The sequence below is a fragment of the Candidatus Pseudoscillospira sp. SGI.172 genome (genome assembly GCF_050313575.1).
In the GTDB taxonomy this organism is placed as follows: Bacteria; Bacillota; Clostridia; order Oscillospirales; family Oscillospiraceae; genus Vermiculatibacterium.
The window spans coordinates 12560-26388 of sequence record NZ_JBNPLQ010000024.1 but is presented as its reverse complement, the minus strand read 5'-3'; the positions used below and the strand labels follow the sequence as shown (position 1 = coordinate 26388).

The following is a 13829-nucleotide window of genomic DNA, read 5'->3' as shown; positions in this document are numbered from 1 at the left end:
TGGAGGGGATCGTGCAATGGAATGGGGAGAGCGGGGGGACAGGTATGTGGTGACCGGTGCGGCCGGGCATCTGGGCGGCGCCATTGTGCGCAGTCTGCTGGACGCGGGACGGGAGGTCCGGGGGCTGATCCTTCCCGGAGAGGCCGGACCCGCAGTGGGGCCGGGAATTTCCTATTTTCCGGGGGATGTGCGGGAGGCAAAGTCTCTGGAGGGGCTTTTCGAGGGCTGGGAGGGCGCGGGGGTCACCGTCATCCACACGGCGGCCCTCATCTCCATTGCCCGAAAGGTCCCGCAGGCGCTCTATGAGGTCAATGTGGGCGGGACCCGAAATATCCTGCGGCTCTGCCGGGAGCACGGGGCCCGGAGGCTGGTCCATGTCAGCTCGGTCCATGCCATCCCGGAGCTGCCCCAAGGGCAGGTCATGCGGGAAGTGGACGCCTTTTCTCCCGAGGCGGTGTTTGGGGGCTATGCCAGGACCAAAGCAGAGGCGGCGCAGGCGGTGCTGGATGCCGCCCGGGAGGGACTGAATGCGGTGATCGTGCTTCCCTCCGGGATCATCGGGCCCTATGACCGAGGGCGCAACCACCTGGTGCAGCTGTTTGCCGGGTATCTGGACGGCAGCCTGCACGCCTGTGTGGAGGGGGGATATGACTTCGTGGATGTGCGGGATGTGGCCGGGGGCTGCCTGCTGGCCGCGGAGCGGGGGCGTTCCGGGGAGAGCTATCTCCTCGGCGGACACTATGCCCGGATCCCGGAGCTGCTGGCAATGGCAGGAAAGGTCCGTGGGAAGGGAGCCCTTCCGGTGATGCCCCTCTGGCTGGCCAGGGCCGCGGTTCCGGCCATCGGTGGTTGGGCCGCCCTGCGGGGACGCAGGCCGTTTTACACCGGCTACTCCCTGCGGACCCTGACCGGAAACGGGCTTTTTTCCAGTGAAAAGGCACGGCGGGAACTGGGATACGCTCCGTGGGAGCTGGAGGAGACTGTCCGGGATATGGTGATGTGGCTGCAGAGGGCCGAGTGAGCCGGAGAGGCGTTTTTGAAGGTGCGGACGCCGCAGTGCGTCCGCCTTTTCATTGACACCGCTCCGCAAATTGAGTACAATGAGTTGAAATTTTTGAGAAGGGAGGGGACGGCCGTGGGATTTCTGTCCCTGAGCTATATCCTCTTTTTCCCTGTGACAGCCCTGGTCTACTTCCTGCTGCCGGGCCGGGGGCGGAACGGCTGGCTGCTGGCGGCCAGCTGGTTTTTCTACCTGTGCGCGGGGCCGGAGAGCTTTCCGTTCCTCTTAGGGGCCGCCGGGGTGACCTACGCTGTGGGCCTGGCGCTGGAACAGCGTCGGAAGAAGGGTTTGCTGGCTTTGGCGCTGGCGCTGCTGATCGGGGTGCTCTTCCTTTTTAAATATCTGAATTTTGGAGTCTCTCTTCTGGCTCGGGGGCTGGGGGCGGCGGGGCTGGACTGGTCTCCCGCTGTGCCGCCGCTGCTGCTCCCGGCGGGGATCTCCTTCTACCTGTTCGCCGCCATGGGGTATCTGATCGACGTCTACCGTGGGAAAGTACGGGCCCAGCGGAGCTTTGTCAAATATGCGCTGTTCCTCTCCTTTTTCCCCGCGCTGCTCTCCGGGCCCATCGGGCGGGCAGACCGGCTGCTGCCTCAGTTTGAGGAGACCCATCCATTTCAATATGACGCTCTGCGGGAGGGGCTGCTCCGATTTCTGTGGGGGGCTTTTAAAAAGCTGGTGCTGGCCGACCGGCTGGCGGCGGTGGTGAACACCGTGTTTGCCGCGCCGGAGGAGTTTGGGACGATCCAGGTGATCGCCGCCGCCTGTGCTTTCTCCATCCAGATCTATTGCGACTTTTCTGCCTACTCCGATATGGCGGTGGGCTCTGCCAAGGCGATGGGCTTTACCCTGACGGAGAACTTTCGTACGCCCTATTTCTCCCGGTCCATTGCGGAGTTCTGGAGGCGGTGGCACATCTCTCTGTCCACCTGGTTTCGGGATTACCTTTACATCCCTCTGGGGGGCAACCGGAAGGGTAAGATGCGCAAGGACCTCAATCTGCTGATCGTCTTTGCCGTCAGCGGACTGTGGCACGGGGCGGCGGTCTCCTTTTTGGTTTGGGGGCTGCTCAACGGGATCTATCAGGTCATCGGCGGGCTGACCGCCCCGCTGCGGGCCAGAGTTCGAGCCGGGCTTGGACTGCGGGAAAATGGGGCGATGACCTCCCTGTGGCAGATGGGATGCGTGTTCGTGCTGGCCACCCTGGCCTGGGTATTTTTTAAGGCCGGGTCCGTGTCGGCGGGTTTGGCCGTGCTTCGGGGAATGGTCTCCGGGCCGATGTGGGTGTCGCCCCTGTCCGGGATGGGGATGGACCGGTGGGAGTTTCTGGCCGCCGGGGTGGGCTTTTTGTTGCTGCTGGCGGTGGACGCCTGGAGCCAGACGGCCGATGTGACCGGGCGGGTGCTGACCGCCACGCGGTGGATCCGGTGGTGTGTCTATCTGGGGCTGCTGCTTCTTGTGGTAGTGTTCGGCAGCTATGGAACCGGGTATAACGCCCAGTCCTTTATCTACGGACAGTTTTAAAGGGGATCAATATGACAAAACGGAATTGGAAAGAGCCTTTCTTCGCCGCGGCCTTTCTGCTGACGGCGGCACTGCTCCTCAACCTGGCCGCCGATATTCTGCGGCCGGCCCACACCGACTATGGCTCCACCTGGGACGCCTACCTCTGTGAGCCGAAGGATTCCATCGACGTGCTTTTCCTGGGCAGTTCCTATGCCTACTGCGACTGGAATCCCGGGGTGATGTATGCCGAGAGCGCTCTGACAGGGTATGTGCTGGGAGGGTCTGAACAGACGCCCGCCATCACTTACTGGTATCTGCGGGAGGCGCTCAAGACCCAGAAGCCCTCGGTGGTGGTGATGGAGGGGAGTTCTCTTTTCTTTGCGCGCTATCAGAACTACACGCAGATCAACCTGGGGTACATGCCCTGGGGGATGAACCGGGTAAAGGCCATTTTTGACGCCGCCGAGCCCGACAAGCGGCTGGGGCTTTTTTTCGACCTCTATTTTTATCATGACCGGTGGAAGGAACTGACCCCGGGAGATTTTAAAAAAGCGATCCTCCCTGCGCGGGGGGATCTGCTGAAGGGGCACACCGCGGTGGAGCAGGTTTTCACCGAACTGGAGGGAGGCCCCTTCCTCCACCCCGTGGAGCAGGGGGAAGAGGTCTACCGGCGGAATCTTTCGGACTTCTCCCGGATCGCCGGACTTTGCCGGGAGAACGGGATCCCCCTGATCCTGACGATCAATCCCACATACAGCCAGTATGCGCCTGAGGTCTACGCAAAGCTGGAGGCTGACGTGAAGGAGGCCGCCCCCGAGGTGCGCTTTGTCAACTGGGCGGACAGTTTTGAAGAGATCGGGCTGGATGTGACCCGGCACCTTTACGACGGGGGCCATCTGAACCGGGCGGGGGCGGAGGTGTTCTCCGCTTATACCGGACGGTATCTCCGCTCCCTGGGCTATGAGCCCCGGGAGCAGACGGAAAAAAATCAGGCCGCCTGGCAGGCGGCCGCCGAATATTGGAGGGGGCAGGGGAAGAAATAGACAGGCAAGGGCGCCGGCGGACAGCTTCCGTCGGCGCCCTTGTCTGTCCAGCTTTAAAGCCAGTCGTCTACCACGTCCCGCAGGTGAAGCGGTCCCACCTGATTGCGGACCAGGAGACGCATCAGCTCGTCAATTCGGGAGGGGCTGACTGTAATGTGAGAGATGGCTGCACGCTCGCCGCTGGACCGTGACGTCACACATGCACCATAGCTCTCACAGACAAAATTTCCGGTATCCACCACATCCACTAAAACGGAATAATCGAAGCGGCGGTTTTCTTCCAGGTCCGGGTACACAGACGGCAGATCTAACTTCAGTTCCCTCATCTTGTAGTAAACCTCCCAAAATCATTCACGTTAAACACATTATATTGTGTTTTCCATCTTTTGTATATTTAAAAGTTTCCCCCAAAATCGACAAAGTGGAAATGTTATGTCAATCCGGAGAGATTATCGGTTAACCAAAGAGATGAAAAAAGTCGAATTGTGTCAAAATATGAAGGAAAAATCTTTACATTGCGAAGGAATCAACAAGCTGCTAAAATAATAAAAAAGCACGAAATGGAGTTTAACTGGAATGGATCGTACTTATCGGGAACTCTCTCGCTTTGTTTTGACCCGGGGACTTGCCCTGTGTATTTTGCTGCTTGGGGGAACGGCCGCGCTGCTGATTCGGGCGGGACAGGGAGGGGCGATGGCCCCCCGGCTTTATGAATATGCAGACGTGTTTCTGCTGGCTGCGCTGACCGCCTTTGGCAGCGGGCTGATCGGCAGCCTGCTGATGGAGGACCTGCTGCGCTATTATGGGGAATAGACAAAAGGCCCGGACGATTTGAAATCGTCCGGGCCTTTTGTCTGAGCTGAGCTATGGACAGCAGAGAATGTCGCCGGCGACAGGAGTGTAAAAGAGCCTGGACACGGCGGCGGAGCTTCCCGCCTGGGCAAGAGCCCACATGAGCTTGGCAACCACGGATTCGGTGGTCATGTCGTAAGACTCCAGCACCCCAAGATCGCTTTTGAGGCGGTGGCCCACGGTGTAGATGGACAGGTCGCTGCCCTCGTTTTGAACCTGGGTGGTGACGGCGATGATCTTTCCCTCCCGGACGGCGGTGCGGATGCGCTGGTAAAAGGCTCCCTGGTCGCCGGCGGGGACGCCGCCGACGCCATAGCTCTCGATGATGACGGCGTCGCTCTCAGACAGGAGGAAGGCGAGCTGGGCGGGAGAGGTACCAGGAATGAGCTTGAGCAGAGAGACTTTTTCGTCCAGATGGTCGTAAAAGCGGGGAGCGGCAGCGGCGGGCGGAGTGATATAGGGGACCAGGCGGCCGTCCTGAACGACACCCAAAATGGGGTAGTTGATGCTGGAGAAGGCCCCGTAGCTCTTGGAGAAGGTCTTGCGGGCCCGGGTGCCCAGGATCACCACCCCACCGAAAACCACGCTGACCCCGGGGATGCGGCCGTCGCAGGCTACGGTGAAGCTATCCAGAAGGTTGGTCTTGGAGTCGGTGATGTCCAGGTGGATGGGCTTTTGACTGCCGGTGAGGACAATGGGCTTGGGGCTGCCCTGGATGAGATAGCTCAGAGCGGAGGCGGTATAGGCCATGGTGTCGGTGCCGTGGCAGATGACGAAGCCGTCGTACCGGGCATAGTTCTTCTGCACGGCGCGGGCCACGTCCAGCCAGATGGCCGGGGTCATGTTGGTGGAGTCGATGTTGCAGACCTGAAGGCAGTCTACATGGCAGAGGGACCGCACGGCGGGGACATATTGCAGAAAGTCTGCGCCGCCAAGCTCGGGGGTCAGTCCAGCCTCGGTCATCTCCGAGGCGATGGTGCCGCCGGTGCCAATCATGAGAATGTGTTTCATGGGAATGCCTCCCTGGTTAAAAAATTTTTGCGTATATGTATGAGACCGTCCCACTTTTGCCCGAAAAACAGATGCAGTTGAAAAGGAGGCGGAGCATATGCTGACCATTATCGAACTGACGCCCCGGGCAGACGGAGGACACGGCGTACAGAGCCAGAGCCACCGGAAGGAGTGCTGGCTGGAGGGCTGGATCGAGGTGCCGGAAGCGCTGGTCCAGACTGTGTGGGACTGCGGGGGCTATTGCGAGCTCACCGTGGAGGAGGGAGTGCTGACTGCCGTCACACCCGCCCAGAGACCGGCCGGGCCGGAGCAGGAGCCCACGGAGCTGGAGCAGCTCCGGGCCGATGTGGATTACCTGGCTGCGATGGGAGGTGTGGATCTGTGAGCGTATATGAGATGGCCCGGAAGTATTATCCCAGACTGTGGAACGCCCAGCGCATTGAGGCGCTGGTGGCGGCGGGCCGGCTGAGCCGGGCCGAGGCGGACGCGCTTCTGGCAGCGGCGGGCTGATGCGGGAGGCCAGGGAAATCATAGAGGAAAAGCGGGAAAAAGTCAATGAGAAATCCTGCCCGAGGGGAGAGGAGAAAGAGAATTTGACGGTTCAGGAAAAGCTGCTGGCGCTGGCCCGGGACGAGCTGGGCACCCGGGAGGCGCCGGCGGGGAGCAACCGGGTGAAGTACAATACGGCCTACTACGGCCGGGAGGTGTCCGGTCCGGCCTATCCGTGGTGCTGTGTGTTCCAGTGGTGGCTCTTTCGGCAGGCAGGAGCGGGGAGACTCTTTTATGGAGGGGGAAAGACCGCATCCTGCACGGAGCTCTACCGCTATTACCGGAACCAGGGGCGGGCGGTGGGCCCTGCGGAGCTTCAAAGAGGGGACCTGGTGTTTTTTGTCTTTGACGGCGGGGCGAGCGGAGGGATGAACCACGTGGGGATCTGCGAGCGCGTGGAGAACGGCTACGTGACAACCATCGACGGAAACACCGGCACGGACAGCGAGGCCAATGGCGGGGCCGTGCTGCGCCGCCGGAGAGCGCTCCGGTTTGTGGGTGGGGCGGCCCGTGTGGAGGAGGAGGCCCGTGTGGATGGGGAGGAAGAGATGAAGCAATATCGATATGTGGCGGAAATGCCGGAGTGGGCGCAGACTGCGGCCGAGAAGGCCATTGCTGCCGGCGTGATCAAAATGGACGAGAGCGGCGCGGCGGCAGTCTACGAGACCAACCTTCAAAGCCTGGTATGGCTGGAGCGGCTGGGATTGCTGGATGGACCGGGGAAGGAGCCGGAAAATGGAGCATAAGATCAATTCCCTCAAGGGGGCGGTGAGCGCGGCGCTGGCGGCGCTCACCGCCCTTTGGGGCTGGTTTGGGTGGCTGATCGTGGCGTGGGCGGTCTGCATGGGGATGGATGTGCTCACCGGGATGGCGGCGGGGGCCAAGCGGGGGGACTGGTCCTCCGCAGCCGCCCGGGAGGGACTGTGGCACAAGGCCGGCTGTGTGGCCGCGGTGACCATCTCCGGGATCTTGGATCTGGTGGTGGGGCAGATCCTGGCCAATCTGCCCACGGTGGAGCTGCCCTTTTCCTACACGGTGTTTCTCTGCCCCCTGGTGGTGATCTGGTACATCCTCACGGAGGTGGGGAGCATTGTGGAAAATGCGGGGGCGATGGGGGCGCCGCTGCCGGGGTGGCTGAAGCAGGCGGTGGCCGTGCTGCGGGATCAGGTGGAGCCCAAGTAGACGGAAAGACCGGGGCGCGATTGCAAGTTGCATCTGGAAGGGATTTTTACTATAATAAAAGAACGGCAGGCGCTGCGCCCGGAGAGGGACCGCCGCCGTACCGGCGCATGGCGGCCGCCTTTTTGCGGACCTACCGGCGAAAGGCGTAAATATTGTGGGACAGGCGGAGAGACGAATATGCCCAACAGGATTGAAATAACAGATCTGACACGGCCTGAGCTGGATGTCTTTGCCCGGCTGACGGAGGCGCAGCTGCGCAGCCGGAGAGAGGCGGAGAAGGGCATTTTTATTGCGGAGAGCCCCAAAGTCATCGAGCGGGCCCTGGACGCGGGGTGTGAACCTGTTTCCCTCTTGATGGAGCGCAGACAGATCGAGGGGCAGGCCGCCGGGATCCTGACGCGCTGCGGCGACGTGCCTGTCTACACGGCGGACCGGGAACTGCTGGCGGGGCTGACGGGGTATCCGCTGACCCGGGGCGTGCTGTGCGCCATGCGGCGTCCCAGACTGCCCAGTGTGGAGGAGCTGTGCACCGGAGCGCGCCGGGTGGCGGTTTTGGAGAACATCGTGGACACCACCAACGTGGGCGCCATTTTCCGCTCGGCGGCGGCGCTGGGGATGGACGGGGTACTGGTCACGCCGTCCTGCTGCGATCCGCTGTACCGACGGGCGGCGCGGGTCAGTATGGGGACGGTGTTTCAGATCCCCTGGACCCGGATCGGCATTCAGCCGGCGGATTGGCCCGGGGCCGGGATAGAGCGGCTGCGCAGTCTGGGATTTCGGACTGCCGCCATGGCTTTGAGCGGCACCGCCGTCAGCGTGGACGACCCCCGACTCGCGGCGGAGGAGAAGCTGGCCATCGTACTGGGAACGGAGGGCGACGGGCTGGCCCGCAGCACCATTGCCGACTGTGATTACACGGTGTGCATCCCCATGCTCCACGGCGTAGACTCGCTGAACGTGGCGGCCGCCAGCGCGGTGGCCTTTTGGCAGCTCAGGGCGCGGAGATAAGCCGCGGCGGGCGGCAATACGGGAAAAAGACGGACAGGCGCTGCAGCACAGGAAGAGGAGGTCCCGACTTGGACGAAGAGAGACCGCACCGGAGGCGGATCCGCTACCGGGGAACCCATCCCCGCACATTTGCGGAAAAGTATAAGGAGCTGCAGCCGGAGCGCTACAGCTCCGACGTGGAGCACATTTTGCAGAGCGGAAAAACCCCGGCGGGGAGCCACGTCCCCATCTGTGTGGAAGAGATCCTGGAGTTTCTCCAGATCCGGCCCGGGCAGACGGGACTGGACGCCACCCTGGGATACGGTGGGCACACCCGGAAGATGCTGGAGCAGCTTCAGGGGCAGGGACATCTCTACGCCACCGACGTCGACCCCATCGAGTCGGAAAAGACCCGAAAGAGGCTGGAGGGGCTGGGCTATGGGCCGGATCTGCTCACCGTCCGGCGGATGAATTTTGCCGACCTGGACCAGGTGGCGCCGGGCGTGAAGTTTGATTTCGTGCTGGCCGACCTGGGGGTCTCCTCCATGCAGATCGACAACCCGGAACGGGGATTTTCCTTCAAGCAGGACGGCCCGCTGGACCTGCGGCTGGATCCCACCGCCGGGGTCTCCGCCGCCCAGAGGCTGCGGGAACTGGATCGGGAGGAGCTGGCCGACCTGCTGACCGAGAACGCGGACGAGCCCTACGCCGACCGGATCGCCCGGGCGGTGACCGCCGTCCGGCGCGGAGGCGGGGAGATCGCCACCACCCGGCAGCTGGCGGGGATCATTGGGGATGCCCTGTCCTTTTTGCCTCCCGGAGAGCGGAAGGAAGGTGTAAAAAAGTCCTGCCAGAGGTGTTTCCAGGCTCTGCGGATCGACGTCAACAGCGAATTCGAGGTGCTCTACACCTTTTTGGAAAAGCTGCCGGGGGTGCTGGCCAGCGGAGGAAGGGCGGCGGTGCTCACCTTCCACTCCGGGGAGGACCGGTTGGTGAAAAAGGCGTTTCAGCAGTTTTACCGGGAAGGGGTTTATCGGGAGATCGCCGATGAGGTGATCCGGCCCTCCGCGGAGGAGTGTTTCCGCAATCCCCGGGCCAAGTCCACAAAAATGAGATGGGCTATCCGTGCATAAGATGGGAAGTGGGGGCATAGAAATGGGTCGCTTAACGATTTCACAGTTACTTGAGCGGGGCAAGCCTTTTTGCTATGATGTGATACGAACATCGGGAAGAGGGAAGACACACCCTGCGACAGTGCCAGAGATGCGACTGCCCGGTGAGCAGATGAGGGACTGGGAAAAATAAAAAGCCGGCTCGGAAACCATGGTTCCCGAGCCGGCTTTTTATTTCAGGTCTTGCCGGGGTCAGTCAACTACGATGAGACGGATCTTGCCGCCGTTTTCAGGCGTGCGGTCGTAGTAGAGGGTCAGATTGTCGGAGTAGGCCCGAGCAGATTCCATCCCCTCCTTGCCGGGGGTGAACCAGGTCTTGGTGGCCTTGTTATAGCACTGGACCTGCTCGGAGATCGGGTAGGCGACGCCCGCCACAGTGACGGTCATGGCCTCCGGATCAAAGGCGCTGCGCTTGATGCCGGGGAGGGATTGGAGCAAAACGGTGGCGGAGATCCTGCCGTCGGCGGCATAAGCCACGCCGCCAGCCGCATCGCTGCGGACCGTACCCAGGAAGCCGCCCTGGGCGGACCTGGTCTCCGCGCCCTTGCTGTCTGCCATACGCACACAAAGCTGGGCGGGTCTGACCACGTCGCCCTCCTCATTCTCCTCTGCACGGGTGTAAGAGAAATAGCCGTAGGTGTAGGCGTCTCCGGTGGCGTCGTTCAGGACCAGATACCTGACCCGGCCCGCGTAGTCGTAGGAGACAAAGCTGATCTTGGAGGGAGGGATGGAGGGGGCGGTGAGGTCGGAATACTTGACCGCCACAACGGCGCCGTCCTTGACTCGATCGTAGACCGCCACATTGTCCGCCACGGGTTTGTCGCCCAGCTTTCGGGCGGCTACATCCAGGGCCCCCTTGGCATTGCTGCCGGAGACCACGGAGAGGGAGAGCGTACCGGTGGAACCGCTGGTGACGGTGACCAGTTGATTGTGATATTGGGACACGGTGGATTTGGAGACACTGCCGCTGACGGTCAGACCGCCCTGGATCAGTTTGACGGTGGCCTGGCCGTCGCTGCTGACCGAGGCAACTCCAAGGGCTTCTCCCCTCACGGTGTTGGCCGGGACGACCCCCGCCACCCGGTTGTCGGCGGTGAGAAGAAGGGTGATGCGGTCGCCGATTTTAAACGACGACAGGTCGTTTCGGGCGGAGGAGAGGACCGGGAAGGTATGGCCCATCACAGTGATGGTGATGGGAGACGAGGGGCTCGGCGAGACATTTTCATAGGCTCCGGTAAGTTTCAGGTCGGAGACCTGGATGAGCCGGGTGGCGCTGTCGAAGGTGGCCACGTCATACTGGCGCAGATCAGAGGCGGTAGCCGCCACACCGTTTTTGAACATGGTGTAATTTCCACTGCCGGTCATGGCGGAAAAGGGGTTGGTACCGGTACCGGGTGCGGTGCGGAGGACCATGGTGTCCGGTCCGTCGGCGGATTCGGAGGGGAAGAAGAGATAGGCCAGTTTTCCGTTGGCCCCGTAGTGGAAGGTGACCGAGGTGGAAGGGGAGAGGTTCAGGTAGACGTCCTTCCAGGTCTTGGCCTCTCCGTTTTGATAGACCACAGTGGTGGGTTCCACATCCAGCTTTTCCCCGCCGGAAATGGTGAGGTAGGTGGCCTCGGTGGACTGGATGTTCGCTGCCCGCTGGCTGGTGCCCTTCTTGGGCTGGAAGGCCAGCAGCTTGCCGTCGGCGTCCAGAAGGAGCTTGCCCTCCTGTCCTTCAATGGCGGGATCAAAGACCCGGTCGGTCTTGTAGGTGCTCTTGGTGGTGGACACGGCCCCGGTGGAGCCGTCATCGGCGGTGGCATCGGTGCTCAGCACGACGCCGCCCTCCACCTCAGAGCCGCCCTGCGCTACCAGGTAGGTCTTGTCGGAACCCTTGGATTTGCTGAAGTAGAGGTTGTAGAAGAGAACGGCGGCCTGGCCCCGGTTGATGACATCGGTGCCGGAGAGCGTGAGACCGTCGGTGAGGCCCACGGAGGCGGCGGCGGACAGATAACCGTCGTACCAAGCCCCGCCTGTGGCTACGTCGGAAACCCCGTAGCCCAGCACCCGGCAGAGAATGGTGACTGCCTCGCCGTAAGTGATGGGGCGGTCGGGGCGGAAGGTACCATCGCCCAGACCGGCCACCAGGGCGGTGCCGCCCTTGCCGTCGCTGCCAGCACCCAGTGTGATGGTGGAGGCCAGGTTGATGTAGCCACGGGCCCAGTGGCTGGGCCCCACGTCCAAATAGATGGTCCGGCCCCGCTGAGCGGGTTCTTCTTCCGCCCGGTTCAGAGCGGAAACAGACATTTTACAAAACTCGGCCCGGCTCAGGGTGCCGGAGGGGTTGTAGGAGCCGCCGGGAACGCCGTTTACCACGCCCATCAGGCGGAGAAATTCAGCGGCCTCCGCCGTAGTGGGATCGGTGAGGTCGGAAAAGGCGGAGAGGCGGGCGGCGGAAGCGGCGGGGTGGAGGGACAGGGGGGTGGCCGCCACAGTGGCTGCCACCAGGACCGCGGCCAAGACACGTTTCATTCGCATGGAACAACACATCCTTCTGTTTGAATTGAATCGGAGGGCGGTCACTCCGCCCGAAGGGCCTCTACGGGCTGGAGACCGCTGGCCTTGATGGCGGGGTAGAGGCCGAAAATGACGCCCATGGCCACGGAGAAGGCGAAGGAGCCCAACGTGACCCCGATACTGGGCCAGACGATGAATTTCAGCACCAGTTTGCAGACGATGACCGTGCCCAGGTAGCCCACGGCAATGCCGATCATGCCGCCCATGCCGCAGATGAGACAGGCCTCGATCAGGAATTGGGCGATGATGCTCTTGCGCTCAGCACCGATGGCCTTGCGGATGCCGATCTCACGGGTGCGTTCGGTGACAGTGACCAGCATGATGTTCATGATGCCGATGCCGCCCACCAGAAGGGAAATGGCGGCGATGCCGCCCAGGAACATCTGCTGCATCTGGTTTTGCTTGTTGGAGTCCTCCTGCCACTTGTTGGGGGTCTCGGCGGAGAAGTAGCCCTGGTCGCCGATCAGTCCCTTGAGATAGCCGTTGAGCAGCGTCACCGCCATGGTTGTGGAGCGGGCATCCTTGGCCTTCGCCACAAAGTTGCCTGAGTCCACACCGTTGGGAAAGTAGCGGCGAAGGGTGTAGGGGAGGAGGATGACGCGGTCTTTGCCCGAAATGTTCTGAGGATCGGTTTCGGAATAGACCCCGATCACTTTCATGGGTGTGCCGTTGATGGTGATGGATTTTCCGATGGGGTCGGCGTAGTTGAACAGACTGCTGGCCATTTTGGAACCAAGGACGCAGACCTGATTGAGATTTTTGACATCCAGGTAGGCCAGGTCCCGGCCCTTCTCAATGGTGTAGTTGTTGCAGATGGTAAACTGCTGGTTGCCCAGAGTGATCTGGGGACGGCTCTCCCAGTCCTCATTCTTGCTCCCGCCCATGGTCTTGGAGCCGTATTTGACCGGGTAATTCCCGTAGACACTGTCGTTCGGAGTGACGCCGATGATGTATTCATCCATCTTCTGACAATAAGCGTAGAGCTTTTCCGTCACATCCTTGCCGGTGTAGCTGCTGGCGGAGATGGTGATGGTGTTGTCGCCCAGGCTGGCGTAGTAATCCTTGATCCACTTGTTCTGTCCCTCGGCGAAGGAGACCAGGATGATGACTGCCGCCAGACCGATGATAATGCCCAGCATGGTCAGAGCGGAGCGGCCTTTCTTGGAGGCAATGGATTTGGCGGCGATCTTGAATGCCTGATTCAGATTCACAGTCCAGCCTCCTCTCGTGTGCCGTCCAGAATGATCCGGCCGTCGGAGATGCGTACGATGCGCTCCGCGGTGGCGGCAATGCCGTTGTCATGGGTGATGAGGAGAATGGTGGAGCCCTCCTCGTGGAGACTGTGGAGGATCTCCAGAACGTGGCGGCCGGTCTTGGAGTCCAGAGCGCCGGTGGGCTCATCCGCCATGATGATGGGGGGGTGGGTGGCGATGGCCCGGGCGATGGCCACTCGCTGCTGCTGGCCGCCCGACATCTCAGCGGGGCGGTGGTCCGCCCGGTCAAACATCCCAACCTTCTTCAGGGCCTCTTCCACCCGGATCTCCCGCTGGTCCACGGGCAGTCCCTGATAGATAAGAGGGAGCTCCACGTTTTCGGCGGCGGAGAGAGCAGGGATCAGATTGTAGCCCTGGAAGATAAACCCGATCTGTTTGTTCCGCAGATGGGCCTGCTGCTTGTCGGTGAGGCTGGTGACGTCGGTGCCGTCCAGGTGATAATCCCCGTAGGTAGGGATGTCCAGCAGGCCCAGGACGTTCATAAGGGTGGACTTGCCGGAGCCGGAGGCGCCGATGATGGCAACAAATTCCCCGCGGTCGATTCGCAGGGAGATGCCGTCCAGGGCACGGACCTCGTTTTCTTTGCCTTCGTTGTATATCTTATACAGATCCTTGACTTCAATCAGCATATCGGCCA

15 protein-coding genes are annotated in these 13829 nt (G+C 61.7%); 10 read left to right on the top strand and 5 right to left on the bottom strand.

Annotated features, from left to right (window positions below):
• Positions 1-16: 16 nt before the first annotated feature.
• The 3 genes from ACQRD3_RS09895 (at position 17) to ACQRD3_RS09885 (ending at position 3606) form a co-directional block, all read left to right on the top strand.
• Positions 17-1021 (top strand): NAD-dependent epimerase/dehydratase family protein, encoded by a 1005-nt coding sequence (locus ACQRD3_RS09895; RefSeq protein WP_427781264.1) that lies wholly within the window; start codon positions 17-19, stop codon positions 1019-1021.
• Between the two features lie 114 nt (positions 1022-1135).
• A complete protein-coding gene (locus ACQRD3_RS09890; RefSeq protein WP_143476575.1) occupies positions 1136-2581 on the top strand; it encodes an MBOAT family O-acyltransferase in 1446 nt (481 codons plus the stop codon).
• 11 nt (positions 2582-2592) lie between these two features.
• Positions 2593-3606: a hypothetical protein gene (locus ACQRD3_RS09885; RefSeq protein ID WP_080906551.1), complete on the top strand. Its 1014-nt coding sequence runs from the start codon at positions 2593-2595 to the stop codon at positions 3604-3606.
• Between the two features lie 53 nt (positions 3607-3659).
• Here ACQRD3_RS09885 and ACQRD3_RS09880 read toward each other — a convergent pair whose 3' ends face one another.
• A complete protein-coding gene (locus ACQRD3_RS09880; RefSeq protein ID WP_080906552.1) occupies positions 3660-3932 on the bottom strand; it encodes a DUF6514 family protein in 273 nt (90 codons plus the stop codon).
• A gap of 250 nt (positions 3933-4182) precedes the next feature.
• Between ACQRD3_RS09880 and ACQRD3_RS09875 the strand changes: the two genes are divergently transcribed.
• Positions 4183-4419 (top strand): hypothetical protein, encoded by a 237-nt coding sequence (locus ACQRD3_RS09875; protein WP_080906553.1) that lies wholly within the window; start codon positions 4183-4185, stop codon positions 4417-4419.
• Positions 4420-4470: 51 nt separating this feature from the next.
• On the opposite strand, the gene ACQRD3_RS09870 is transcribed toward ACQRD3_RS09875, so the two are convergent.
• Positions 4471-5469 carry an asparaginase gene (locus ACQRD3_RS09870; RefSeq protein ID WP_080906554.1) on the bottom strand — a complete coding sequence of 333 codons (999 nt, stop codon included), beginning with the start codon at positions 5467-5469 and terminating at the stop codon, positions 4471-4473.
• A gap of 97 nt (positions 5470-5566) precedes the next feature.
• Here ACQRD3_RS09870 and ACQRD3_RS09865 point away from each other — a divergent pair, with 97 nt between their 5' ends.
• The 6 genes from ACQRD3_RS09865 (at position 5567) to rsmH (ending at position 9320) form a co-directional block, all read left to right on the top strand.
• The gene (locus tag ACQRD3_RS09865) at positions 5567-5854 is read left to right on the top strand and encodes a hypothetical protein (RefSeq protein WP_080906556.1); all 288 of its coding nucleotides are present in this window, start codon (positions 5567-5569) and stop codon (positions 5852-5854) included.
• Complete coding sequence (locus tag ACQRD3_RS09860; RefSeq protein ID WP_143476576.1) at positions 5851-5979, top strand: XkdX family protein; 129 nt, start codon at positions 5851-5853, stop codon at positions 5977-5979. Before ACQRD3_RS09865 ends, ACQRD3_RS09860 begins: the two co-directional genes overlap by 4 nt.
• Before the next feature lie 83 nt (positions 5980-6062).
• On the top strand, positions 6063-6764 hold the full coding sequence (locus ACQRD3_RS09855) for a CHAP domain-containing protein (RefSeq protein ID WP_158082902.1): 702 nt from the start codon (positions 6063-6065) through the stop codon (positions 6762-6764).
• Positions 6754-7200: a phage holin family protein gene (locus ACQRD3_RS09850; RefSeq protein ID WP_080906558.1), complete on the top strand. Its 447-nt coding sequence runs from the start codon at positions 6754-6756 to the stop codon at positions 7198-7200. Before ACQRD3_RS09855 ends, ACQRD3_RS09850 begins: the two co-directional genes overlap by 11 nt.
• 177 nt (positions 7201-7377) lie before the next feature.
• A complete protein-coding gene (locus ACQRD3_RS09845; protein ID WP_080906559.1) occupies positions 7378-8208 on the top strand; it encodes a TrmH family RNA methyltransferase in 831 nt (276 codons plus the stop codon).
• 68 nt (positions 8209-8276) lie between these two features.
• Positions 8277-9320 (top strand): 16S rRNA (cytosine(1402)-N(4))-methyltransferase RsmH, encoded by a 1044-nt coding sequence (rsmH, locus tag ACQRD3_RS09840; protein WP_080906560.1) that lies wholly within the window; start codon positions 8277-8279, stop codon positions 9318-9320.
• A 231-nt stretch (positions 9321-9551) separates the two neighbouring features.
• On the opposite strand, the gene ACQRD3_RS09835 is transcribed toward rsmH, so the two are convergent.
• The 3 genes from ACQRD3_RS09835 to ACQRD3_RS09825 are packed head-to-tail and all read right to left on the bottom strand — an operon-like array spanning position 9552 to position 13821.
• A complete protein-coding gene (locus tag ACQRD3_RS09835) occupies positions 9552-11873 on the bottom strand; it encodes an S-layer homology domain-containing protein (RefSeq protein WP_427781259.1) in 2322 nt (773 codons plus the stop codon).
• Positions 11874-11920: 47 nt separating this feature from the next.
• Positions 11921-13129 carry an ABC transporter permease gene (locus tag ACQRD3_RS09830; RefSeq protein WP_080906562.1) on the bottom strand — a complete coding sequence of 403 codons (1209 nt, stop codon included), beginning with the start codon at positions 13127-13129 and terminating at the stop codon, positions 11921-11923.
• Positions 13126-13821 carry an ABC transporter ATP-binding protein gene (locus tag ACQRD3_RS09825; RefSeq protein ID WP_080906718.1) on the bottom strand — a complete coding sequence of 232 codons (696 nt, stop codon included), beginning with the start codon at positions 13819-13821 and terminating at the stop codon, positions 13126-13128. Before ACQRD3_RS09825 ends, ACQRD3_RS09830 begins: the two co-directional genes overlap by 4 nt.
• Between the last annotated feature and the right edge of the window lie 8 nt (positions 13822-13829).

Coding starts and splice junctions, on each gene's coding strand:
- ACQRD3_RS09895 (WP_427781264.1), top strand. CDS start 17: ATGGAATGGGGAGAGCGGGGGGACAGGTATGTGGTGACCGGTGCGGCC.
- ACQRD3_RS09885 (WP_080906551.1), top strand. CDS start 2,593: ATGACAAAACGGAATTGGAAAGAGCCTTTCTTCGCCGCGGCCTTTCTG.
- ACQRD3_RS09880 (WP_080906552.1), bottom strand. CDS start 3,932: ATGAGGGAACTGAAGTTAGATCTGCCGTCTGTGTACCCGGACCTGGAA.
- ACQRD3_RS09875 (WP_080906553.1), top strand. CDS start 4,183: ATGGATCGTACTTATCGGGAACTCTCTCGCTTTGTTTTGACCCGGGGA.
- ACQRD3_RS09870 (WP_080906554.1), bottom strand. CDS start 5,469: ATGAAACACATTCTCATGATTGGCACCGGCGGCACCATCGCCTCGGAG.
- ACQRD3_RS09865 (WP_080906556.1), top strand. CDS start 5,567: ATGCTGACCATTATCGAACTGACGCCCCGGGCAGACGGAGGACACGGC.
- ACQRD3_RS09850 (WP_080906558.1), top strand. CDS start 6,754: ATGGAGCATAAGATCAATTCCCTCAAGGGGGCGGTGAGCGCGGCGCTG.
- ACQRD3_RS09845 (WP_080906559.1), top strand. CDS start 7,378: ATGCCCAACAGGATTGAAATAACAGATCTGACACGGCCTGAGCTGGAT.
- ACQRD3_RS09835 (WP_427781259.1), bottom strand. CDS start 11,873: ATGAAACGTGTCTTGGCCGCGGTCCTGGTGGCAGCCACTGTGGCGGCC.
- ACQRD3_RS09825 (WP_080906718.1), bottom strand. CDS start 13,821: ATGCTGATTGAAGTCAAGGATCTGTATAAGATATACAACGAAGGCAAA.